The organism is Mycobacterium sp. Dal123C01 (assembly GCF_052566995.1).
In genome coordinates this window covers 3,050,268-3,072,678 of record NZ_CP199580.1, presented here as the reverse complement: position 1 = coordinate 3,072,678, position 22,411 = coordinate 3,050,268, and the positions used below count along the sequence as shown (strand labels likewise).

The 22,411-nt window shown below is 65.5% G+C and carries 19 protein-coding genes; 1 reads left to right on the top strand and 18 read right to left on the bottom strand.

Annotated elements, in window-relative coordinates; genetic code table 11:
* Positions 1-47: 47 nt before the first annotated feature.
* The 16 genes from rpmA to clpX all read right to left on the bottom strand — a co-directional run bounded on the left by rpmA (position 48) and on the right by clpX (position 19,857).
* Positions 48-314 carry a 50S ribosomal protein L27 gene (gene rpmA, locus ACTXG5_RS14650; protein WP_445159505.1) on the bottom strand — a complete coding sequence of 89 codons (267 nt, stop codon included), beginning with the start codon at positions 312-314 and terminating at the stop codon, positions 48-50.
* A 14-nt stretch (positions 315-328) separates the two neighbouring features.
* Positions 329-640, bottom strand: coding sequence for a 50S ribosomal protein L21 (gene rplU, locus ACTXG5_RS14645; protein WP_313861329.1), 312 nt, complete (start codon positions 638-640; stop codon positions 329-331).
* Between the two features lie 340 nt (positions 641-980).
* Entirely contained in the window at positions 981-3,809 is a 2,829-nt protein-coding gene (locus ACTXG5_RS14640; protein ID WP_445159504.1) for an Rne/Rng family ribonuclease, read from the bottom strand.
* Between the two features lie 319 nt (positions 3,810-4,128).
* Positions 4,129-4,539, bottom strand: coding sequence for a nucleoside-diphosphate kinase (gene ndk, locus ACTXG5_RS14635; protein WP_445159503.1), 411 nt, complete (start codon positions 4,537-4,539; stop codon positions 4,129-4,131).
* Positions 4,540-4,568: 29 nt separating this feature from the next.
* The gene (locus ACTXG5_RS14630) at positions 4,569-4,952 is read right to left on the bottom strand and encodes a DUF4233 domain-containing protein (RefSeq protein ID WP_445159502.1); all 384 of its coding nucleotides are present in this window, start codon (positions 4,950-4,952) and stop codon (positions 4,569-4,571) included.
* Positions 4,949-6,388, bottom strand: coding sequence for a bifunctional tetrahydrofolate synthase/dihydrofolate synthase (gene folC / locus ACTXG5_RS14625; RefSeq protein WP_445159501.1), 1,440 nt, complete (start codon positions 6,386-6,388; stop codon positions 4,949-4,951). Before folC ends, ACTXG5_RS14630 begins: the two co-directional genes overlap by 4 nt.
* The gene (locus ACTXG5_RS14620) at positions 6,385-9,033 is read right to left on the bottom strand and encodes a valine--tRNA ligase (RefSeq protein WP_445159500.1); all 2,649 of its coding nucleotides are present in this window, start codon (positions 9,031-9,033) and stop codon (positions 6,385-6,387) included. The genes folC and ACTXG5_RS14620 overlap by 4 nt, the downstream gene beginning before the upstream one ends.
* 86 nt (positions 9,034-9,119) lie before the next feature.
* A complete protein-coding gene (locus ACTXG5_RS14615) occupies positions 9,120-9,725 on the bottom strand; it encodes a LysM peptidoglycan-binding domain-containing protein (RefSeq protein ID WP_445159499.1) in 606 nt (201 codons plus the stop codon).
* Between the two features lie 116 nt (positions 9,726-9,841).
* Complete coding sequence (locus ACTXG5_RS14610; RefSeq protein ID WP_445159498.1) at positions 9,842-10,387, bottom strand: DUF937 domain-containing protein; 546 nt, start codon at positions 10,385-10,387, stop codon at positions 9,842-9,844.
* Positions 10,388-10,480: 93 nt separating this feature from the next.
* Positions 10,481-11,737: a saccharopine dehydrogenase family protein gene (locus tag ACTXG5_RS14605; RefSeq protein WP_445159497.1), complete on the bottom strand. Its 1,257-nt coding sequence runs from the start codon at positions 11,735-11,737 to the stop codon at positions 10,481-10,483.
* Positions 11,738-11,792: 55 nt separating this feature from the next.
* Positions 11,793-12,809, bottom strand: a complete 1,017-nt coding sequence (locus ACTXG5_RS14600) for a DUF4331 family protein (protein WP_445159496.1) — start codon at positions 12,807-12,809, stop codon at positions 11,793-11,795.
* A gap of 167 nt (positions 12,810-12,976) precedes the next feature.
* Positions 12,977-13,555 carry a transglycosylase family protein gene (locus ACTXG5_RS14595; RefSeq protein WP_445159495.1) on the bottom strand — a complete coding sequence of 193 codons (579 nt, stop codon included), beginning with the start codon at positions 13,553-13,555 and terminating at the stop codon, positions 12,977-12,979.
* 1,103 nt (positions 13,556-14,658) lie between these two features.
* Positions 14,659-15,252 (bottom strand): molybdenum cofactor guanylyltransferase, encoded by a 594-nt coding sequence (gene mobA / locus ACTXG5_RS14590; RefSeq protein WP_445159494.1) that lies wholly within the window; start codon positions 15,250-15,252, stop codon positions 14,659-14,661.
* A gap of 12 nt (positions 15,253-15,264) precedes the next feature.
* Positions 15,265-16,359 carry a 2-oxoacid:ferredoxin oxidoreductase subunit beta gene (locus ACTXG5_RS14585; protein WP_445159493.1) on the bottom strand — a complete coding sequence of 365 codons (1,095 nt, stop codon included), beginning with the start codon at positions 16,357-16,359 and terminating at the stop codon, positions 15,265-15,267.
* The gene (locus ACTXG5_RS14580) at positions 16,356-18,302 is read right to left on the bottom strand and encodes a 2-oxoacid:acceptor oxidoreductase subunit alpha (protein ID WP_445159492.1); all 1,947 of its coding nucleotides are present in this window, start codon (positions 18,300-18,302) and stop codon (positions 16,356-16,358) included. The genes ACTXG5_RS14585 and ACTXG5_RS14580 overlap by 4 nt, the downstream gene beginning before the upstream one ends.
* 274 nt (positions 18,303-18,576) lie before the next feature.
* Positions 18,577-19,857 carry an ATP-dependent Clp protease ATP-binding subunit ClpX gene (gene clpX, locus ACTXG5_RS14575; RefSeq protein WP_445159491.1) on the bottom strand — a complete coding sequence of 427 codons (1,281 nt, stop codon included), beginning with the start codon at positions 19,855-19,857 and terminating at the stop codon, positions 18,577-18,579.
* Between the two features lie 303 nt (positions 19,858-20,160).
* Between clpX and mmuM the strand changes: the two genes are divergently transcribed.
* The gene (mmuM, locus tag ACTXG5_RS14570) at positions 20,161-21,045 is read left to right on the top strand and encodes a homocysteine S-methyltransferase (RefSeq protein WP_445164420.1); all 885 of its coding nucleotides are present in this window, start codon (positions 20,161-20,163) and stop codon (positions 21,043-21,045) included.
* Here the strand turns inward: mmuM and clpP2 are convergent.
* Together clpP2 and ACTXG5_RS14560 are read right to left on the bottom strand one after the other, a co-directional pair.
* Positions 21,042-21,677, bottom strand: a complete 636-nt coding sequence (gene clpP2, locus ACTXG5_RS14565) for an ATP-dependent CLP protease proteolytic subunit ClpP2 (protein WP_313864285.1) — start codon at positions 21,675-21,677, stop codon at positions 21,042-21,044. The two genes, mmuM and clpP2, sit on opposite strands and share 4 nt — an antisense overlap.
* Positions 21,674-22,264: an ATP-dependent Clp protease proteolytic subunit gene (locus tag ACTXG5_RS14560; protein WP_313864288.1), complete on the bottom strand. Its 591-nt coding sequence runs from the start codon at positions 22,262-22,264 to the stop codon at positions 21,674-21,676. The genes clpP2 and ACTXG5_RS14560 overlap by 4 nt, the downstream gene beginning before the upstream one ends.
* Positions 22,265-22,411: the final 147 nt, after the last annotated feature.

The window sequence follows — 22,411 nt, the reverse complement described above, 5'->3', positions numbered from 1 at the left end:
CCGCTACTGGGAGGTCGATCATCGCAGTGCGGGCACGCCCGCGACGCTCAGTCGGCGATCTGCCCGGCCGCGACGATGCTGATCGTCTTGCGTCCGCGCTTGACCCCGAACTCGACAGCGCCGGCTTCCTTGGCGAACAGCGTGTCATCGCCGCCGCGCCCCACATTGGTGCCGGGATGAAACTTGGTGCCGCGCTGGCGGACGATGATCTCGCCGGCCTTGACGACCTGGCCGCCGAATCGCTTGACGCCAAGCCGCTGAGCGTTGGAGTCGCGACCGTTGCGCGAGCTGGAAGCGCCCTTCTTGTGTGCCATGTCTGTCGCCTCGTCTACTTGATTCCGGTGACCTTCAGGACCGTCAGCCGCTGACGGTGTCCCTGACGCTTGTGGTAGCCCGTCTTGTTCTTGAACTTGTGGATACGGATCTTCGGGCCCTTGGTGTGCTCGAGCACCTCGCCGGTCACCGCGACCTTGGCCAACGCCGCGGCGTCGGAGGTGACCTTGGCACCGTCGACGACCAGCGCGACCGGCAGCGACACCTTGGCGCCGGGCTCGGACTCGAGCTTCTCGACCTTGACCACGTCCCCGACGGCGACCTTGTACTGCTTGCCGCCGGTCTTGACGATTGCGTAGGTCGCCATCGTTGCTCCTGCTCTTTCTTCTAGCCTGTGCTCAGCCGTTGCTCAGCGCTCGCGCGCGTGCCACCGGCGGTGCGCGTGGGTGGGTCTGGGGGTGCGGGCCTGCGCCGATTTCCCGGGAGTCCCGCTGTCGCCGGCCAAAGTTTAGTCACCCGGCTTGACGACAACTGTCCAAGGGTACGTGACCAGCGGCTACAGGGTCAAACCAGCAGTCTGGCGCGCCGCATCCCCGCCATGTCAGCACAACGACGCAGCTCAAGGCTTCATCCGCTCGCTCCGGACGCGAACTTGGCAACGGGGACGAATCGCTCTACCCAGGTATTTGCCATCTTCTAGCTAACAGTTAGTCCGCGTGGATCGGCGGGCCGGCCGGCCGGCCGGCCGCGCGTCGCCGCCGCGGCCGCCCAAGAGCCGACTCGTCGTCGGAATCCTCGTCATCGACGTCATCGTCGTCGTCGAGATCCTCGTCGTCCTCGTCGTCATCGTCCTCGTCGTCGAGGTCATCCTCGTCGTCATCGAGATCCTCGTCGTCGAGTTCGTCCTCTACCGAGTCGTCTTCGTCGACGTCGTCAGTGTCCTGATCGGTGTCGTCATCGTCCTCGGTGTCCTCGTCGGAGTCCTCGAAGTCATCGGAGTCGGTGTCGTCCAGGTCAGCGGGCCCCACGGCCTTGGTCTGCTCGTCGATCTCGGCGGTGGTTTCCTCGTCGATCTCGTCGGCCTCGCCGGATTCGCCGTTGTCGTGGGGACCCGACGAGCCAGCGGCCATCGCCTTGAACATCGGATGCTCGCCCGGCGCGTGCACGGGGACCTTGGCCACCGCGGGCTGGTCGGCGGGCTCTTCGGAGCGGCCTTTCTTCGATCGCTTGCCGCGCCGGCCACCGGATTCCGCCTTACGCGCGGGCGCCGCGCCTGAGTCGACCGGGTCACCGTGCAGAAGGACGCCGCGGCCGCCGCAGTTCGGGCACGAACTCGAAAACGCCTCGAGCAGACCGGTTCCCAGCCGTTTGCGGGTCAATTGCACCAGGCCCAGCGACGTCACCTCGGACACCTGGTGACGGGTGCGGTCGCGGGCCAGCGACTCGGTGAGCCGGCGCATCACCAGGTCGCGGTTGGACTCGAGCACCATGTCGATGAAGTCGACGACCACGATGCCGCCGATGTCACGCAGCCGCAGCTGGCGCACGACCTCCTCGGCCGCCTCGAGGTTGTTCTTGGTGACCGTCTGCTCGAGGTTGCCCCCGGACCCGGTGAACTTGCCGGTGTTGACGTCGACCACCGTCATCGCCTCGGTCCGGTCGATGACCAGCGTGCCGCCCGACGGCAGCCACACCTTGCGGTCCAGCGCCTTGGCCAGTTGCTCGTCGATGCGATGCACGGCAAAGACGTCCGGCCCGGCCTGCCCTTCCGCTCCGGCGGGGGGCTCGTACTTCGTCAGCTTCGAAACTAGATCGGGCGCAACGGAATTCACATATTCATTGATGGTGTTCCACGCCTCGTCGCCAGACACGATGAGCCCGGCGAAGTCCTCGTTGAACAAATCACGGATGACCTTGACTAACACGTCCGGCTCTTCGTAGAGCGCCACCGCCGCGCCGGAGGCCTTCTTCTTGGTCTCGGCCGCCTTGGCATCGATCTCTTCCCAGCGCTCCTGCAGGCGGGTGACGTCGCCGCGGATCTCGTCTTCTTTGACGCCTTCGGACGCGGTCCGGATGATCACCCCGGCGTCCGACGGCACCACCTCGCGCAGGATCTCCTTGAGACGCTGGCGTTCGGTGTCGGGCAGCTTGCGGCTGATCCCGGTCGACGACGCACCCGGAACGTAAACCAGGTAGCGGCCGGCCAACGACACCTGGGTGGTCAGCCGCGCGCCCTTATGTCCGACCGGGTCCTTGCTGACCTGGACGACCACGTAGTCACCGGGTTTGAGGGCCTTTTCGATCTTGCGCTCGGCGCCGCCGAGTCCCGCCGCTTCCCAGTTGACCTCGCCGGCGTACAGCACGCCGTTGCGCCCGCGACCGATATCGACGAAGGCCGCCTCCATCGAGGGCAGCACGTTCTGCACGATGCCGAGGTAGATGTTGCCCACCAATGACGCAGACGCCGCCGACGTCACGAAATGCTCGACGACAATGCCGTCTTCGAGCACGGCGATCTGCGTGTAGCGCGCGCCGGGGTGCGGCGGCTCGGTGCGGACCCGGTCGCGCACCACCATGACCCGTTCGACGGCCTCGCGGCGCGCCAGGAACTCGGCCTCGGTCAGCACCGGTGGGCGGCGCCGTCCCGCGTCGCGCCCGTCTCGGCGCCGCTGCCGCTTGGCCTCCAGCCGCGTCGAGCCGCTGATGCCCTTGATCTCGGTATTGCTCGAGCCGTTGCTGCCGCCGCCACCTGCGGAGGAGCCGGACTTGCCGCGCGGCGCCCGCTCGTGCACCACGGTGTTCGGGGGATCGTCGGGTGAGGGGCTCTCGTCGTTGTCGTCACTCGAACCACCCGATTTACGCCGACGGCGCCTGCGGCGACGCCGAGTGGCGCCGTCCGAGCCGTCGTCGGCATCGTCATCGGAGTCATCCGAATCCTCGCCGTCGGCATCGTCAGAGTCGTCCGAGTCGGTGGATTTCGAGCCTCGCTGCTCGTCCTGGCCGTCGTCGTCCTGGCCGTCGGGGCCGCCCTGTTCACCGCGGCCACGGCCACGTCCCCGCCGGCCCCGCCGCCGCCGCCGGTTGGCCGGGCGATCGGCCTGTTCGTCGTCGTCATCGTCGTCGTCGGAATCGTCGGCATCGTCGGTATCGGCGTCGTCGTCGTCGGGGCTGGCGTTCTCCTCGGCCGGGCGCGGGTGCGGTGCGACGAACAGCGGCATGTAGTGCGGCCGCTCTATCGCGGTCTCCAGCATCAGCCGGGACTCGGGTTCCGCGGGCGTGGCTACTTCGGCATTGCTGAAGGCCACCAGGTTCTCCGGCGGCCGGGGCGACAGCAGATCACGTACCCGGACCGCATCCTCATAGTCCACGCCCGACTGTGCGCTCCGGATTCGTCCATCCAGTGCGGTCAGTGCGTCCACCACGCGCTTGCTGGTGGTCCCCAGCGCTCGGGCCAGCGAATGGACTCTCAGTCGGTCCGGCAGGTCCTCCTGGGTGGGCGGTGTTGAAGGATCTGAAGTCTGGTCACCGTCTATCACGAATTCTCCTCAAGCCCCCGGGCGCGTCATTTCGACGCGGCCACGCGAGGGCTCCGCTATGTGCCCGGGTTACTTCTCCCGGGCTTGTGATGGTCTTGCCCCGAGCGACTCGGCTCGAACCAACTCGGCGCCTTGCTGAATGTCGGCCTGACATGCGGCGCTACATCGCGAGCTGGCAATGGTCGCGCTTGTCTAAGTCTTCATTCGGGTGTCTGACGCCGGTCTGGCGACGTTCACCCGCAGTCAGTATCCCACATCACGCTGCTGGCCCATACGACCCTGACCTGGAACCCTGGCGACTCGGTCGGAAGCTAGGAGCCTAAGCGCCGGGAAACCACAGCGCGATCTCGCGCTTTGCTGAATCGGTCGAATCGGATCCGTGCACCAGATTCAGCTGCGTTTCCAGCCCGAAATCGCCGCGGATGGTGCCCGGTGTGGCCTTCTCCACCGGGTCGGTACCCCCCGCGATCTGACGGAATGCCGCGATCGCCCGCGGTCCCTGCACAATTGCCGCCACCACCGGTCCCGACGTGATGAAGTCGAGCAATGATTCGAAGAACGGCTTGCCGTCATGCTCGGCGTAATGCTGCGTGGCTAGCTCTTTACCGACGCTACGCAGCTCGAGAGCCTCGATGACGAGGCCCTTTCGCTCGATGCGGCCGATGATCTCGCCGATCAGCCGACGCTCGACGCCGTCGGGCTTGATCAGTACCAGGGTCCGTTCCGTCACGGCGCACAGCGTACAGAAACAATCGGCACTCAGCCGGACGGTGTTTGCCCGTGCTCCTGGCGCCGGCGGACCTCGGCGCGGAAGTACGCGATCAGCAGCCACAGTCCGCTGAACAGCACACCGATGAACCCCACACCCGGGTAGACGACGAACCCGGCCAGAACAACCACCTGGACGCCCAAGTTCACCCAAATCGCCCAGGGCCTGCCCTGCACCCCGCACAGCAGGATCAGCAGCGCGGCGAGCCCGACCAGATAGCCCAGCGACGCCCCGGTCAGGCCGCCGCCGACCGCGCCCACCACCGGTATCGCCAGCAGCACCACGATCGCCTCCAAAATCAGCGTCGCGGCCATCACCCCCCGGAAACTCTTCCAGGGGTCAGCCGGCGGCGGGTTCTGGTCGTTATCGGTCATTCCGGATCACGGCCAAACAAGCTCCGCGCGGCCCCGGCGGTGACGACCGAGCCGGTGATGACGATTCCGGTACCGGAAAACGCCTCCGCGTCGCCCTCCACCGCGGCGTCGTCGACCAGCGCGGTCGCGACGTCGATGGCGTCGCGCAGGTTTTCGGCGGTCAGCACCCGGTCGGGCCCGAACCGCTGCTGAGCGACCAGCGCCAATGACTCGACGTCCAGGGCCCGCGGCGACCCATTGTGGGTCACGACCAGGGAATCGAAGGCCGGCTCCAGCGCGGCGAGGATGCCGTCCACGTCTTTGTCAGCCATCACGCTGACCACCCCGACGAGGTAGCGGAAGTCGAATTCACCGTCCAGCGTCTGCGCCAGCGCGGCCGCTCCGGCCGGATTGTGCGCGGCGTCGAGGAACACCGTGGGTGCACTGCGCATGCGCTCCAGCCGGCCGGGACTGGTGACGGCGGCGAAACCGGCCTTGACCGCCTCGACGTCGAGCTGACGTTGCGCACCGGCCCCGAAGAAGGCCTCGACCGCCGCGAGAGCCAGCACCGCGTTGTGCGCCTGGTGTTCGCCGTGCAGCGGCAGATACACGTCGGAGTACACCCCGCCGAGGCCCTGCAGCTGCAGCACCTGCCCGCCGATCGCGACCTGACGGCCCAGCACCGCGAACTCGGAATCCTCGCGCGCCACCGCAGCGTCGGCCTGTATGGATTGCGTCAACAGGACTTCCATCGCCTCCGGCACTTGGCGTGCAATGACGGCGACGGTGTCGGGCGAGCCGTCCGCGGCCTTGGTGATGATGCCCGCTTTTTCGCCGGCGATCCCGGCGATGTCGTCACCGAGATATTCGACGTGGTCGATGCCGATCGGGGTGATGACCGCGACCGACGCGTTGATCACATTGGTGGCATCCCAGCGACCGCCCAAACCCACCTCGACGACCGCGACCTCCACGGGCGCATCGGCGAAGGCCGCGAACGCCATTGCGACGAGGACCTCGAACTTGCTCATCGCCGGGCCACCGGCGTCCTGCGACTGGGCGTCGATCATCTGCACGAACGGCTCGATCTCGCGGTAGGTCTCCACGTATTGCGCTGGGCTGATCGGCTTTCCGTCGATAGCGATGCGTTCGACCGCCGACTGCAGGTGCGGGCTGGTGGTTCGCCCGGTGCGCCGGTGCAGCGCGGTCAGCAGCGCGTCGATCATCCGCACCACCGAGGTTTTGCCGTTGGTGCCCGCGACGTGGATCGACGGATAGCCGAGCTGGGGCGAGCCGAGCAAGTCCATCAGAGCGCTGATGCGGGTCAGGCTCGGTTCGATTTTGGTTTCGGGCCAGCGCTGGTCCAGCAGATGCTCGACCTGCAACAGGGCCGCGATCTCGTCCGGCGTGGGAACCGTGTCGGTAGCCGGTTCCCACTCGGTCGGTTCGAAAGTCATTGCAGCCCAGCTAGCTTGGTGTTGATGCGCTCGGTTTCCTCTTCGGCCAGCCGCTGACGATCGCGGATCTTGGTGACAACCTGCTCGGGCGCTTTGGCCAGAAAGTCTGCGTTGGCCAATTTGGCTGCGGTGGAAGCCAATTCCTTCTGCGCTGCCGCCAGATCCTTTTCGAGGCGGCGGCGCTCGGCCGCGACATCGATGGTGCCCGAGGTGTCGAGCTCGACGACGACGGTGCCACCGCTCAGCCGAACTTCCAAGGACACCGAGGCGCGGAAGTCCGGTCCCGGCGCGGTGAGCCACGCCAGCGACGTCACCGCGGCCACCTGGGTGCTCAGGTCGCAGTCGTCAACACCGGCCAACCGGGCCGGCACCTTCTGCCGGTCGGCCAGCCCCTGATCGCTACGGAACCTGCGAACCTCGGTCACCAACCGCTGCATATCGGTAACACGCTGCGCCGCAGCGGGATCCAGGATGATGCCGGACGGCTTCGGCCACTCGGCGATGACCAGCGACTCCTCCCCCGTCACCGCCTGCCACAACGCCTCGGTGATGAACGGGATCACCGGATGCAGCAACCGCAGCAGGGTGTCCAGTGCCGCGGCGAGCACGGCGGTGGTGTGGGTGAGCCCGTCGGCAAGCTGCGTCTTGGCCAGTTCCACATACCAGTCGCAGAATTCGTCCCACGCAAAGTGGTAGAGCGCCTCGCAGGCCCGACTGAACTCGTAGCTGTCGAAAGACGAATCAACCTCGGCGCGAACCTCTTCCAACCGCCCCAGGATCCACCGATCGGCATCGGTCAGCTCCGCTAGCACCGGCAGCGGCGCCAGCTGCGCGCCGTTGATCAGCGCGAATCGGGTGGCGTTGAACAGCTTGGTGCCGAAATTGCGCGAGGCCCGGACGTGATCCTCGCCCACGGACAGATCACCGCCGGGACTGGCGCCGCGGGCCAGGGTGAATCGCAGCGCGTCGGCGCCGAATATCTCCACCCAGTCCAGCGGATCGATCACGTTGCCCTTGGACTTACTCATCTTGCGGCCGGATTCGTCGCGGATCAGCCCGTGCAGGAAGACATCGGTGAACGGCACTTGCGGACCGCGAGAGCCGTCGAGCGTGATCGCGTCGTCGTCGCCGACGAAGGTGCCGAACATCATCATCCGCGCCACCCAGAAGAACAGGATGTCGTAGCCGGTCACCAAAACACTTGTCGGATAGAACTTTTCCAGTTCCGGAGTGCGCGATGGCCAGCCCAGGGTGGAAAACGGCCAGAGCGCCGACGAGAACCAGGTGTCCAGCACGTCGGGATCTTGCTCCCAGCCCTCCGGCGGCGTCTCGTCCGGGCCCACGCACAGCTGCTCGCCGTTGGGGCCATACCAGATCGGGATGCGGTGGCCCCACCACAGCTGTCGTGAAATGCACCAGTCGTGCATGTCGTCCACCCAGGCGAACCAGCGCGGCTCCAGGCTGGCGGGGTGAATCACGGTGTCCCCGTTGCGCACCGCATCGCCGGCAGCTTTGGCCAGCGATTCCACCCTGACCCACCACTGCAGCGATAGCCGGGGTTCGATAGGTTCGCCGCTGCGTTCCGAGTGTCCGACACTGTGCAGGTAGGGCCGTTTCTCCTCGACCACGCGGCCTTGCGTCGCCAGCGCCTCACGAACCGCGACGCGAGCCTCGAAGCGGTCCATGCCGTCGAATTGCGTTCCGGTGTCCACGATCCGGCCCTTGGTGTCGAGGATCGAGATCATCGGCAACTCGTGGCGCAGCCCGATCTCGAAGTCGTTCGGGTCGTGAGCGGGCGTGACTTTGACTGCGCCGGTACCGAATTCAGGGTCCACGTGCTCGTCGGCGACGATGATGAGTTGCCGTTCGATGAACGGGTGCGGCAGCGTGGTACCGACCAGGTGGCGGTAACGCTCGTCGTCGGGGTGCACCGCAACCGCGGTGTCGCCCAGCATCGTCTCGACCCGGGTGGTGGCGACCACGATGTGGGGTTGCGAGTCGTCCAGCGAGCCGTATCGGAACGACACCAGTTCGCCTTCGACATCAAGGTAGTTGACTTCCAGATCGGAGATGGCCGTCTCCAGCACCGGCGACCAGTTGACGAGTCGCTCGGCCTGATAGATCAGCCCGGCGTCGTAGAGCCGCTTGAAGATGGTTCGCACCGCGCGGGATAGGCCCTCGTCCATGGTGAACCGGTCGCGGTCCCAGTCGACCCCGTCACCGAGGCGCCGCATCTGGCCACCGATCGCGCCGCCGGACTCGCGCTTCCAATCCCAGACCTTTTCGACGAACAGCTCTCGGCCGAAGTCCTCCTTGGTCTTGCCGTCGACCGCGAGCTGCTTTTCCACCACGCTCTGAGTCGCAATACCGGCGTGATCCATCCCCGGCTGCCACAGCACCTCGTAGCCCTGCATCCGCTTGCGGCGGGTCAGGGCATCCATCATGGTGTGTTCCAGCGCGTGGCCCATGTGCAGGCTGCCCGTGACATTCGGCGGCGGCAGCACGATCGAGTATCCGGGTTTGGAGCTAGCCGAGTCCGCCCTGAAGTAGCCGGCATCCAGCCACTTCTGATAGATCGCACTCTCCACCGCACCGGGATCCCACGACTTGGGCAGGTCGGCGGCGGAGCTGGGGCTGGCGGTCACCGGTCAATTCTAGGAACCGCGACCGGCCCGCGTGTAAGCGCCCGAACACGCGGGTGATCGGTCGCCCCCCGTTTCGGTCGCCCCGATCAAGGAATGGTCAGCACCTGACCGGGATGGATCAGATCGGGATTGTCGACGCCGCTAGCGTCGGCGATCACCTGATACTTGCTGCCATCACCGTAGAAGCGCTCCGCGATGGCCCACATCGTGTCGCCGGAGACGACGGTGTACGTGCGCGGGCTGGGCTCCGGGGCGGCCTCCCCGACGGGCTCCGGGGCGGGCTCGGCAACGGGCTCGGCGGTGGCGGTCGTCACATCCGCGGCGCCCGGCTCGGCGGCCGGCGGCGGCGGTGGCGGACCGTCGGTCTTCGTATGGCTGGACCACGCCGGCCCGTCAGCGGCGTAGAGCACCAGGTTGCAGTCATCCTGCAGCACGAGTCTGACGTCCTTTTTGCCCTTGGTGTCGGTCTGCCAGACCGGTTTGTCCGACGTGTACAGGACAAAGTTGCCGTCGCGCTGCACTTCGGCGCGCACCACATCCTGGCCATTTGTCGCGGTAGCCCACAGTGCCTCGCCCCGCGCGGCCAGCACGAGGTTGCCGTCGTCTTGCAGGGTGAGGCTGTATGCCCCGTTATTTGAGGCGAGCGATTGTCCTCGCTCGAGCTTCTGTCCTTCAGTAAGCGTGTCTGACATGGCATTTCCTCTCGTCATCTGGTCCGGCGGGACGTGCTTGGCATACCTCACTCGACGCAATCGAAACCGTATTGGCAGTGCGGGCCGACACTCCAGATGGACTGCGGCGCTGGCTACTACTTTCTGCCCCCGAGCAGGCCACCGAGGATGTCGCCGAGTCCGCCACCCTTGCCGCTCAACACTCCGCCGAGGATGTCGCCCAGGGATTTGTCGCCGGCGCTGCCCCGCAGGATGCTGCCCAGCACCTCCCCCAGGCCGCCGGACGCTGCCCCCGTGGTCTGCGGCGCATTGCCTTGGGACGCCGCGCCACCGGAGAGCTGTTTTCCGATGTATGCCAGCACAATCGGGAGCACGACGGGCAACAACTGCTTGAGCAGCTCGCTATTCCCCGCGCCCCCTTTGGCCAGCGCCGACGCCACCTGGTCGGCATCACTGCCCCCGAAGAGCGTTGCCATTGCCTGGTGGCCGTCACCCTCTGGCGCATGTGCAGCGGATTCAATCGTGCTGGCGCGCTCGGGATCTTGCGCGTTCTGGTGCAGTCCGTGCAGCAGCGCGGGCACCAGCGTGTGAACCGCCCGGTCGACTTCGCCTTCGTCAGCACCGAGCTTCGTCGCGATGTCAGATGTAGGAATCTGGGCGTAGAGATCGTCGAGACCGGCCATCGATATTCCACCTCGATTGCAGGGATGCGGAGGCGAGTCGGCTATCACACTAGTCCTATCCGATGCCGACCGAAAGCCGTTGCGGCAGCGGGTTTAATCCAGCCGCTCGGTGCCTAGCGATACGCCGGCGGCAGGCAGTCGGGTCAGCAAAACGTCGCCCATCGCGGCCGCGGGGGTGAGCACGCCGCGCAAGTCCGAGAGCTTGTCACGATCCAGGGCGAGCGCAAGGCCGCACTCCCCCAGCAAGACCGAGGTCGCCTTGTAGCCAGGGTCTCCCCGCTGCTCCATCCTCGCCACATAGCGCGCGCCGCTGCTTGTGGTGGTGTAGGTCTCCAGCCGGTAATAGCCGCGGTCCCGCACCTTCGGGCTCGGACCGGTGCCGGGTTTGGGTGTGATGCGGTCCAGCAGCGGGCGCGGGAGCAGCCGAGAGTAGCGGCTGCCTAGCTCAAACGACGCGTTGCCGACGCCGGCCACGAGGGCGGATGCCACTGGCGCCAGCGGCGACGAACCCAGGCTCATGTGTTCGCTGTAACGGAATCGCCGGCCGTATCCCCAGTCCAGTAATGCGTTGCTGCGTCGCACAATTCGAGTATTGATCGACGACATCAGGAATCCGGCCGTCCAGACACCGGTCAACTCCGCCGCGATATAGCGGCCGCGCCGCCAGGGCAGATCGGGCTGCCGGCCGAGCTCGGGTTCGGCACCGCGATCGGTGCTCAGCGTGTACGGGTCGACAAGCTGACGGCGGGTGTCGGGGGCGCTGGAGGCGGACCGCAACACGCCCATGATCGTCGCGACGGTCCCGCCGGAGAACCCGCCGAACAACGAGCGCATCACGAAGTTCGTGTCGGCCAGCTCGCCCGCGCCGTCGTCCCGCGCGGCCCGGTACAGCGCGTACACACACATGTCCGAGGGGATGGAATCGAATCCGCAGCAGTGCACGATGCGGGCACCGGTGTCGGTGGCCTGCTTGTGATGCAGGTCGATGGCATCGCGGATGAACATCGCCTCACCGGTCAAGTCCGCGTAATCGGTGCCTGCCGCGGCGCATGCGGCCACCAATGGCATCCCGTAGCGGGCGTAGGGACCGACCGTGGTGAGCACGACCTGGGTGCGGGCGGCCATCTCATCCAGAGTCGACGGCGAATCCGCGTCGGCGGTCACAATGGGCCAGGACTGTGCGGCTTCCCCCAGGGTGTCGCGGATGGCACGCAATCGGTCTGGTGACCTGCCGGCCAGGGCGACCCGCGCACCGGCGCCGGCCCGCGCCAGGTATTCGGCGGTGAGCTTGCCCACGAAGCCGGTCGCTCCGTACAGCACGATGTCGAATTCACGCCCCGTTGCGGTCATCGTCGCGACGGTACCCGGTCGAGATCGGCCGTTCGGTTACCGGCCCGCAGCTCGATCAGGGCGCGTGCGGCGGACCTAGATAGGGGAATTCGGTCAATGTGTCCGTATGCGGGGACAGGCCCGACGGCGGACACTCGCCCTTGGTCAGGAACGCCAGCCGGTAGTCGATGACATCGTCGGTGAACACCCGGCCGTTCGGGTATTCGGCCGGCTTGGCCGGGTCGAAGGTCAGCATGTCGGGCAGCGTGCCCTCTTTCTCGATCGCGGCGACGGCCTCCTCCCGGGTGTAGCCGCCGGTGTGACCGATGAGGTGGACGAACTGGTCAAGCCATCGGTTCCAGTCGTTCGGCGGCTCGCTGGCGTTGTACTCCAGCTTGGTGTCGTCGGTGTTGAAGAAACTGCTCACCGACGGGTGCCCGGCCCGGTCCACGTGATTCAGTGTGCCGTTCTCGCGCAGGCTGCAACGCCCCCAGATTCGGATCGGCCCCGCCGCGCCGAGGGTGCTGGTGGGCAGCTCGATCGCCATCGAGCAGACATTGGCCTCGGTATTCGAGTCCTGGCCCGTCCACGGCGATTTGCCGCCGAGTTCGGCGAGATGAGGAGACGTGAAATTGCGCTTGCCGCTGATGTCGAACAGGTCCTTGATGCCGTCGTAGTCGAAAAAGAACGCATCGCTGCGCGCTCCCGCGGCGAACGTGATGTCGCCGGCGGTAGCCACATTCGGCTTGGCTCCGAACGACACCTCGACGTCGGTGAAGATCTGCTCGCCAACCGGCTCGGGCGAACGGGACTGTTCACCGCGGGCCATGAACACGTTGACCGTCTGCCGGCCGTCCACCGGGGTGGAGAACACAAAGCTGAACGCGATGTCGTTGATCAGGTCACCGTCGGTGTCGATGGCCAACCGATAGATGGCATCCGGGTGCAGCGCGTCGGCGTTCGGATTGGCGTTGAGGATCAGGACGGTCCGTGAACTGTCGGTGGGCGATTGGAACGCGTACAGATCGCACAGGTCGAGGCGCTGATCGCCGAGCGGCGGTCCGAGACTGAGGCCGGTGAAATGGTTAGACATGTGAGAGCACCTTTCCGCGCCGCGCTTCGGTCGTCGTCAACCTAACCCGTCAGCGCATCGGGTGGTGATCAACTGCCTCACTGGCTCGCGCAGACAAGGAATGCCGGGCACGAAGCCCGGCATTCCTTGTTACCTACGACGGCACGGCCGCCGGTGATCGCTGTCGGTCAGCCGCGACGGCCGCAGACCGGCCAGGCGCCGATGCCCTGCGAGTGCAGCACGTTCTCGGCCACCCGGATCTGCTCGTCACGGCTGGCGCCGTTAGGCGAACCCGAGCCGCCGTTGGAGCGCCAGGTGCTCGAGGTGAACTGCAGCCCACCGGAGAACCCGTTACCGGTGCTGATCCCCCAGTTGCCACCCGACTCGCACTGCGCGATGGCATCCCAGTTCACGCTGTACGCCCTGATAGGCGGAGGAGGCGGCGCGTCCGGGCCCGGAGGCGGCGGGACGTTCGGGTCGAAGCCCACCGGGGCGGGCGGCGGCGGAGCGTCCGGCGCTGGAGGTGGCGGGGGGACGTTCGGGTCGAAGCCCGCGGGCATGTCGACAGGAGCCACATCCGGGGCCGGAGGTGGCGGGGGAACGTTCGGGTCAAAGCCCGCAGGCGCTGCGGCCGGAGGCGCGTCGGGAGCCGGAGCACCCGGAGCCGGCGGCGGCGGGGGCACATCCGCGTATGCGGAGGCGGACGGCACCGTCACCAGCGAACCGGTGATGGCAGCGAGGATGAGCGTCTTACGAACGTTATTCAATGTGTTCCTTTCGCGGTGCGCGCGCGCCAAAGCAAACCCACAGCTGCGGGTTTAGGTAATTCGTGATGTGGAAATAGGTGCTCTGGAACGTGCCGTCTCGTTTCGGCACGGCAGCGAGGGCATGATCTGCCCAGCGGGTCATAAGCCGCTGGCTGCCGGGCGGCCATCGCCGTCCGCAGCCCGCTCACACACGGGTCCGTGGATTAAATTGTTATTAACCCCTCTCGGGCTAAAAGGCACCGTACGAGAACGGATCGCATTCGTCATATCCGACACGCCGAATCTCGGAACAATAACGAGCAGATTACGGGCGCGCACAGGGAAATGTTTATGCAGGTCAACAGCGCCTTTACTTTGAAAACTCGCAGGTCAAGATCGGAACATAATCGTGACTCTAATCACGCATAATTTGTGAGCTGGACCACGCATTTGCCATGGGGCGGAGCAAGCGTCCGGCTCGCTTTCGTCGAGGCCCGACCGGGGTCAGCCGACCCGGCAACGACCCGGCTTCTTGATCGGTTCAGCCGACCGCCGTTACCGCTCTCTACCAGTCAAAACATGCTTTTGGGCAACGTCATTCGTCGACGAGGACGGAAGCCGCCCGAGACCCCTTGGGCGAGGGGGCGTTAGCAATGTGTAAATGCGTTTCGACAACCGTTGTAGTCGAGTTACACAGTGCTCCAAGGGCTTTAGCGACACCTACGCGTCGAGGACCCGGACAGCGCGCGATGCGACCCGGCCCGGCGTCAAGGACGCGACCGCGCGGGAGGCACCGGTCGCATTTGCGCAAAACAATTTGCTGACAAAATTCTCGCGGCCTTTCCCCCGGGCCAAATCACCGCGCCAGCTACGGCCGAACCCCAAACGACCCCATGAGGTGCTCGAAATCTCTTACGCCCCAAGCTAATCCGATCCATAACCCGCGTGTCTCGCCGAAAATATTCGGCACCGAGCACACAATGGTCTGTTAATCCGCGGCATACCAATAACGAACGCGAATGGATTATTCGTTAACTAGCCGCGCATTTAAGCGAGGTGTTTATGCGAAAAATGTATGGACCGAAGAAATAATTGCAAGAGCGGCGAAACTCGCCGGCGGCCGATCAGGCTCCGGGCTGCACCAGGGCGCGGAAGTCGGAGTCGGTGTTGACGTTGGTCAGCGGACGCGAATCCGGTAGCACGATCTGCTGGGCGTCGGAAGCGTCGATCAGGGCGCTCATTTTGCGCTCGCCGGCGGCCACCAGTGCGTCAATCCGCTCGGCCAGATCGGTCCGGTAAACCGCGGCCAGGTAGTGGCTGCGACCGTCCCACGGCATCACCACTTCGGCGTCGGTCTTGATGGCGAGCTGCACGAGCTCGTCGATCAATTCGGCTGTCAGCAGCGGCATGTCGACCGCGCACACGAAGGCGTAGCGGGCGCCTGCCTCCGCGGCCGCGCGCAGGCCCAGTCCAGTGGCCGGCAGCGGTCCCAGTCCTTGTATTTCGTCACGGACGACACGCACCTGGAGCTGAGGCAACGGTTGACCGGGGGCCGCCACGACGATAACCGGGTCGCAGCGTTGAGCGACGATGCCGGTCACGTACTCGGCCAGCGTGCCGGTACCTCCAGGCGCCGGCAGGGTGGCCTTATCGCGGCCCATGCGCCGCGATTCACCTCCGGCGAGAACTACTCCAGCCAATGACACTGCATCGGGCACGAACCCAGCCCCCTAGTCGACGGTCCAGGTGTCGCGCCCACGCAAGAGTGATTGCAGTGCGGCGGCATCGAACGGCGTTGCGGCCCGGGCCGCGGAGACCTGAGAGCGGGCCGCGTCATCGTAGGTGGCCCGGCTGACGCTTCTAAAGATGCCCAGCACGGTGTGGTCGAGGTTTTGGTCCGACAGCCGCGACAGCGCAAACGCGTAGCCGGATTCGTCGGCGTGCGCGTCGTGCACGACGATCTCTTCGACTGCCACATCGGCGGTCTTGGCCACCTCTAGGCCGAAGCCGGACTTCACCACGCAGTATTCGCCGTTGGCGCCGAACACAATCGGCTCGCCTTGATGGACATTGATCACCCGGTCCTCAGCGCCCTCTTTGCGCAGCGCGTCGAAGGAGCCGTCGTTGAAAATCGGGCAGTCCTGCAGGATTTCGACCACCGCGGCACCACGATGCTCGGCGGCACCGCGCAATACCTCGGTCAACCCAGCGCGATCGGAGTCCAATGCACGGCCGACGAAGGTCGCTTCGGCGCCCAGTGCCAACGAGGTCGGATTGAACGGGTGGTCCAGCGAGCCCATCGGCGTCGACTTGGTGACCTTGCCGACCTCAGACGTCGGCGAGTACTGGCCCTTGGTCAGCCCGTAGATCCGGTTATTGAACAGCAGGATCGTGATGTTGACGTTGCGGCGCAGCGCGTGGATCAGGTGGTTACCACCGATCGACAAGGCGTCGCCGTCGCCGGTGACCACCCATACCGACAGATCCTCGCGGGCCAGCGCCAATCCGGTCGCGATGGCCGGTGCGCGGCCATGGATCGAGTGGAAGCCGTAAGTCTCCAGGTAGTACGGGAACCGGCTGGAACAGCCGATGCCGCTGATGAAGACGATGTTCTCGCGGCGCAGCCCGAGGTCGGGCAGGAAGTTGCGGATGGTGTTGAGGATGACGTAGTCGCCGCAGCCCGGGCACCAGCGCACCTCTTGGTCGCTGGTGAAGTCCTTGCCCTTCTGCGGCTGATCCGTGGTGGGCACGCCGTCGTTCTTCTTCAACCTCGGACTCAAGCCGAGGTCTGTACCCGCCAGGTCGCCAGCGATCCCGCTTGTCATGCGTTAGCTCCAACCGTTGCTGCCGCCATTCTGGCGACCATCGCCTTGTCTTGCTCGATTTCGGCCAGCGTTCCGGCCAATGCGGCACGGATGACTCGCCCGATTTCGTCGGCCAGGAACGCCAGGCCCTGAACCTTGGTGACCGACTGCACGTCGATCAAGTACTTGGCTCGCAGCAACAGCGCCAACTGGCCTAAGTTCATCTCCGGTGCCACCACCTTCGGGTAACGGCGTAGTACGTCACCCAGGTTGGCGGGGAAGGGGTTGAGATAGCGCAGATGAGCATGCGCAACCTTGACGCCCTTGCGCCGCGCGCGCCGGCAAGCCTCGCCGATCGGGCCGTACGAACTGCCCCACCCGATCAGCAGCAGCTCGGCGTCGCCGGTCGGGTCGTCGACTTCGAGATCCGGCACGCTGATGCCGTCGATCTTGGCCTGGCGGATCCGAACCATCAGGTCGTGGTTGACCGGCTCGTAAGAGATGGCGCCCGAACCGTTCGCTGCTTCCAGACCACCGATGCGGTGTTCTAGGCCTGGAGTGCCCGGGATGGCGAATTGGCGAGCCAGCGTTTCCGGGTCGCGCGCATATGGCTGGAACGGCTCGCCGGACTTGGCGAAGGTGTGCTTGATCGACGGCAGTGAGCCGACGTCCGGGATCTTCCACGGCTCCGAGCCGTTGGCGATGGCGCCGTCGGACAACAAGATCACCGGCGTGTGATACGACACCGCGATGCGCACCGCCTCGAGGGCGGTTTCAAAGCAGTCGGACGGCGAGCGGGGCGCCAGCACTGCCACCGGCGACTCCCCATTGCGGCCGTACAGCGCCTGCATCAGGTCGGCCTGTTCGGTCTTGGTGGGCAGACCGGTCGACGGCCCGCCTCGCTGCACGTCGACGATCAGCAACGGCAATTCGGTCATCACGCCGAGCCCGATCGCTTCGGACTTCAGTGAAATACCCGGTCCCGACGTGGTGGTGACTCCGAGCGCACCGCCGTAGGAGGCGCCCAACGCTGCACAGATGCCGCCGATCTCGTCTTCGGCCTGGAAGGTGATCACATTGAAGTTCTTGTGCTTGGACAGCTCATGCAGGATGTCCGACGCCGGGGTGATCGGGTAGCTGCCGAGCACGACCTGAAGGTCGGCAAGCTGACCGGCCGCGACAATGCCGTAGGCCAGGGCGGTGTTGCCGGAGATCTGGCGGTATACACCGGTCGGCAAGGTGGCCCGGGACACCTCGTAAGTGGTGCCGAAAGCCTCGGTGGTTTCGCCGTAGTTCCAGCCCGCCTTCAGCGCGAGGACGTTGGCCTCCGCGACGTCGGGCTTGCGGACGAACTTCTCCCTGATGAAGGTCGCGCTGGTCTCAATCGGCCGCCCGTACATCCACGACAGAAGGCCCAGCGCGAACATGTTTTTGGCGCGCTGCCCGTCTTTCTTGGTCGCACCGATCGACTCGACGGCCCCCATGGTCAACGTGGTCATCGCGACGGAGTGCACGACATAGTCGGACAGCTCGTCAGTCTCCAGCGGGTTCGCTACGTAGCCCACCTTCGTCAGATTGCGCTTGGTGAATTCGTCGGAATTAGCGATTACCATTCCGCCGCGCGGCAGATCGCCAATGTTGGCCTTCAACGCGGCCGGATTCATCGCGACGAGCACATCCGGCCGGTCGCCGGCAGTCAGAATGTCGTAATCGGCGATTTGAATCTGGAAGGACGAAACTCCGGGCAGGGTTCCTGCGGGGGCTCGAATTTCGGCGGGGTAGTTCGGTTGGGTCGCCAGGTCGTTACCGAAAAGCGCTGCCTCCGAGGTGAACCGGTCGCCGGTGAGCTGCATACCGTCACCGGAGTCACCGGCGAATCGGATGACGACTTGTTCGAGGCGCTGACGCTCGGGCGAGCCGTTGCGGTGAGAATCTGACCCGGCTCCGCTGCCGTTCGGATCCACGTCTTCGCCTCCATTTGTTAACCGGACAGGCACTCCGCCGAAGCTTCAGGGTACGCGCGTCAAAAAGGTTTCCGGTCTCGCACGATTGCATGAGACTGGTAGTACCAATTATGGCACTGCTCTTCGGGTTCGACGGACCTCTTTGGCTACGCGCCCTTACCGATATCTTAGGCAAAACACGTAGTCAGCGAGTGCTACCGGTGAGTACGACAGAAAACTGTGGTATTGGTCACGTCGTCGCGAGACAGCGCACCCCGACCGTTCAGGCTGCTGGCTAGGCGCTCTTCTCGCGGCGCTCGGAGCGCGACGGCTTGCGCGGCACGATCGTCGGCAACACGTTGTCCTGCACCGTCTCCTTGGTCACGACCACCTTGGCGACGTCGTCGCGGCTCGGGATGTCGTACATCACCGGCAGCAGGACTTCTTCCATGATGGCGCGCAAGCCACGCGCGCCGGTGCCGCGGTGGATCGCCTGGTCGGCGATCGCTTCCAGCGCGTCACCGGTGAACTCCAGCTCGACGCCGTCCATCTCGAAGAGCCGGTTGTACTGCTTGACCAGAGCGTTCTTCGGTTCGGACAGGATCTTCACCAACGAATCCAGGTCGAGGTTGGTGACCGAGGCGACCACCGGGAGACGGCCGATGAACTCGGGGATCAGACCGAACTTGATCAGGTCCTCGGGCATCACGTCGGCGAACTGGTCGGTGGTGTCGATCTCGGCCTTGGAGCGAACCTCGGCACCGAAGCCCAGCCCGCGCTTGCCGACGCGCTCGTAGATGATCTTCTCCAGCCCGGCGAACGCACCCGCAACGATGAACAACACGTTGGTGGTGTCGATCTGGATGAATTCCTGGTGCGGGTGCTTGCGGCCGCCCTGCGGGGGAACCGACGCCTGGGTGCCCTCCAGGATTTTCAGCAGGGCCTGCTGCACACCCTCGCCGGAGACGTCGCGAGTGATCGACGGGTTCTCGCTCTTGCGGGCGATCTTGTCGACCTCGTCGATGTAGATGATGCCGGTCTCGGCGCGCTTGACGTCGTAATCGGCGGCCTGGATGAGTTTGAGCAAGATGTTCTCGACGTCTTCACCGACATAACCGGCCTCGGTGAGTGCGGTGGCGTCGGCGATGGCGAACGGGACGTTAAGCATCTTGGCCAGGGTCTGAGCCAGGTAAGTCTTGCCGCAGCCGGTGGGGCCGAGCATCAAGATGTTGGACTTGGTCAACTCGACCGGCTCGCACCGGGAGTCTCGACCCTTCTCGCCGGCCTGGATCCGCTTGTAGTGGTTGTAGACCGCGACGGCCAGCGTTCGCTTGGCGGTGTCCTGCCCGATGACATATCCCTCGAGGAAGTCTCGTATCTCAGCGGGCTTGGGCAGCTCGTCAAGTTTTACGTCGTCGGCGTCAGCAAGCTCCTCTTCGATGATCTCGTTGCATAAATCGATGCACTCATCGCAGATGTACACACCCGGGCCCGCAATGAGTTTCTTGACCTGCTTTTGGCTCTTCCCGCAGAACGAGCACTTCAGCAGATCACCACCGTCTCCAATGCGCGCCATGGTGCCTCAGTGCCTACTTCCTGTTCGCCGTACGCCTTAACGTGCCGTGCCGCATGTATTCCCCCGACGCTACCCGCTAGCTCCGGCCCGCCGCGACCATTAGCGATGAATCGCGTCGGTGGTATTCATGCCTGTCCGAAAACATATAGCCCGACGGCCCTCATCGCTGGCCGAGACGCGCAATACGTGTCTTTGGCGTGTCGCGGTCGTTACCCAATCGAGGCTGGTTACCCCAAACGGGCTGGTTGTGGGCGAGCCGCCAGGCCACCACCCTACAGTGGCCGTGTGGGATTGGCTGCGGGAATTTCCGGGCCCAGCGAATCCGCGCTGATCAGCGACGGCGGCCTGGCCACCGAGCTGGAAGCACGCGGCCATGACCTGTCTGACCCGCGGTGGTCGGCGAGGCTGCTGTCGGATGACCCGCGCGAAATTGTCGCGGTGCACGCCGCCTACTTTCGAGCCGGCGCCAAGATCGCGACGTCCGCCAGCTACCAGGCATCGTTCGAAGGCTTTGCGGCCCGCGGGATTGACCGAGATCAGTCGGTCGAGCTGCTGCGCCGCAGCGTCGAACTAGCGTGCACAGCGCGTGACGAAGCCGGCGTCGGCGGCCTTTTCGTCGCGGCCTCGGTCGGACCCTATGGCGCGGCGCTGGCCGACGGATCCGAATACCGCGGACGCTATGGCCTCTCTGTCGAGGCGTTGACGCGGTGGCATCGGCCGCGGCTGGAGATCCTGGCCGCCGCGGGTGCCGACGTGCTGGCCCTGGAAACCGTGCCCGACGCCGACGAGGCCGAAGCCCTGGTGAACCTGCTGCGTACGGTCGGCGTGCCGGCCTGGCTCAGTTACACCATCGACGGATCCCGGACGCGGGCCGGCCAACCACTCGCCGAGGCGTTCGCGGTGGCCGCCGGTGTCGACGAGATCGTCGCGGTCGGCGTCAACTGCTGCGCGCCTGACGACGTGCTCCCGGCGATCGAAATCGCGGCGGCAATCGGCAAGCCGGTGATCGTCTACCCGAACAGCGGCGAACGGTGGGACGGCCAGCACTGGACCGGCCGGTCCCGGTTTTCCGCCGGGTTGGCCCGCCAGTGGATCGCGGCCGGGGCACGCATCGTCGGCGGCTGCTGCCGGGTTGGGCCGAACGACATCGCGGCCATCGCGGACCTGGACAGCGTGGCCGACCGTTAAGCCGTCTGTGCGGAAAGCTTCCGGTACTCGAGAACGGTGTCGATGATCCCGTAGTCCTTGGCCTCTGCGGCGGTCAGGATCTTGTCCCGGTCGGTGTCCTTGCGGATCACCGCGGCGTCCTTGTTGGTGTGGTGAGCCAGCGTGGTCTCCATCAGCGTGCGCATCCGCTCGATCTCGGCGGCCTGGATCTCCAGGTCCGAGAACTGACCCTGGATCACACCCGACAGCGACGGCTGGTGGATCAGCACGCGCGCGTTGGGCAGCGCCATCCGCTTACCGGGCGTGCCGGCGGCCAGCAGCACCGCTGCGGCCGAGGCGGCCTGTCCCAGACACACCGTCTGAATGTCGGCCCGCACGTACTGCATCGTGTCGTAGATGGCCATCAGCGAGGTGAAGCCGCCACCCGGGGAGTTGATGTACATGGTGATGTCGCGATCGGGATCCAGCGACTCGAGCACCAGCAGCTGCGCCATGATGTCGTTCGCCGATGCATCGTCGACCTGCACGCCGAGGAAGATGATGCGCTCCTCGAACAGCTTGTTGTAGGGGTTGGACTCCTTGACACCGAAGCTCGAGTGCTCGATGAACGACGGCAGGATGTACCGCGCCTGGGGTTGGGTTTCGGGGTTCACAGGGGTTCTCCGTTGGTGATGTGGGCGGCGCGCGTGATGATGTGGTCGACGAAGCCGTATTCCAGGGCTTCTGGGGCGGTGAACCAACGGTCGCGGTCGGAGTCCGCCTCGATGCGCTCGAGCGTTTGGCCGGTGAATTCGGCGTTGAGCCGGAACATTTCCTTCTTGATGACGGCGAACTGCTCGGCCTGGATCGCGATGTCGGCCGCGCTGCCGGTGACGCCGCCCAGCGGCTGGTGCATCAGGATGCGAGCGTGCGGCAGCGCGTAGCGCTTGCCCTTGGTGCCCGCCGCCAACAGGAACTCACCCATCGAGGCGGCCATGCCCATCGCGTAGGTGGCGACATCGCAGGGCGCCAGCACCATGGTGTCGTAGATCGCCATCCCGGCGCTGATCGACCCGCCTGGCGAGTTGATGTAGAGGTTGATGTCCTTCTCGCCGTCCTCGGCCGCGAGCAGCAGGATCTGCGCGCACAACCGGTTGGCGACCTCGTCGTTCACCTCCGACCCCAGGAAGATGATGCGCTCGGAGAGTAAGCGCTCATAGACGGAGTCCGTAAGGTTGAGACCCACCGAATTCGAACGCATGTCAGTCACGACTGGGTTACCTGCTTTCTCGATATCTGTACTCACCGACACTAACCAACCGCGCGCGCCGTTTCGCGGCCACGCACCCCCGAAACGGGCGCGTTCGCTCACAGCGTCACGGCTGGGTCATTCCTCGCTGGGCTCATC

Excerpts from the sequence above, each read along its gene's own strand:
- folC (WP_445159501.1), bottom strand. The coding sequence starts at position 6,388 with ATGACTTTCGAACCGACCGAGTGGGAACCGGCTACCGACACGGTTCCC.
- rpmA (WP_445159505.1), bottom strand. The coding sequence starts at position 314 with ATGGCACACAAGAAGGGCGCTTCCAGCTCGCGCAACGGTCGCGACTCC.
- ACTXG5_RS14630 (WP_445159502.1), bottom strand. The coding sequence starts at position 4,952 with ATGACCGATAACGACCAGAACCCGCCGCCGGCTGACCCCTGGAAGAGT.
- ACTXG5_RS14615 (WP_445159499.1), bottom strand. The coding sequence starts at position 9,725 with ATGTCAGACACGCTTACTGAAGGACAGAAGCTCGAGCGAGGACAATCG.
- ACTXG5_RS14585 (WP_445159493.1), bottom strand. The coding sequence starts at position 16,359 with ATGACAAGCGGGATCGCTGGCGACCTGGCGGGTACAGACCTCGGCTTG.
- ACTXG5_RS14560 (WP_313864288.1), bottom strand. The coding sequence starts at position 22,264 with ATGCGTTCGAATTCGGTGGGTCTCAACCTTACGGACTCCGTCTATGAG.
- clpX (WP_445159491.1), bottom strand. The coding sequence starts at position 19,857 with ATGGCGCGCATTGGAGACGGTGGTGATCTGCTGAAGTGCTCGTTCTGC.
- ACTXG5_RS14610 (WP_445159498.1), bottom strand. The coding sequence starts at position 10,387 with ATGGCCGGTCTCGACGATCTCTACGCCCAGATTCCTACATCTGACATC.
- rplU (WP_313861329.1), bottom strand. The coding sequence starts at position 640 with ATGGCGACCTACGCAATCGTCAAGACCGGCGGCAAGCAGTACAAGGTC.
- ACTXG5_RS14605 (WP_445159497.1), bottom strand. The coding sequence starts at position 11,737 with ATGACCGCAACGGGGCGTGAATTCGACATCGTGCTGTACGGAGCGACC.
- ACTXG5_RS14600 (WP_445159496.1), bottom strand. The coding sequence starts at position 12,809 with ATGTCTAACCATTTCACCGGCCTCAGTCTCGGACCGCCGCTCGGCGAT.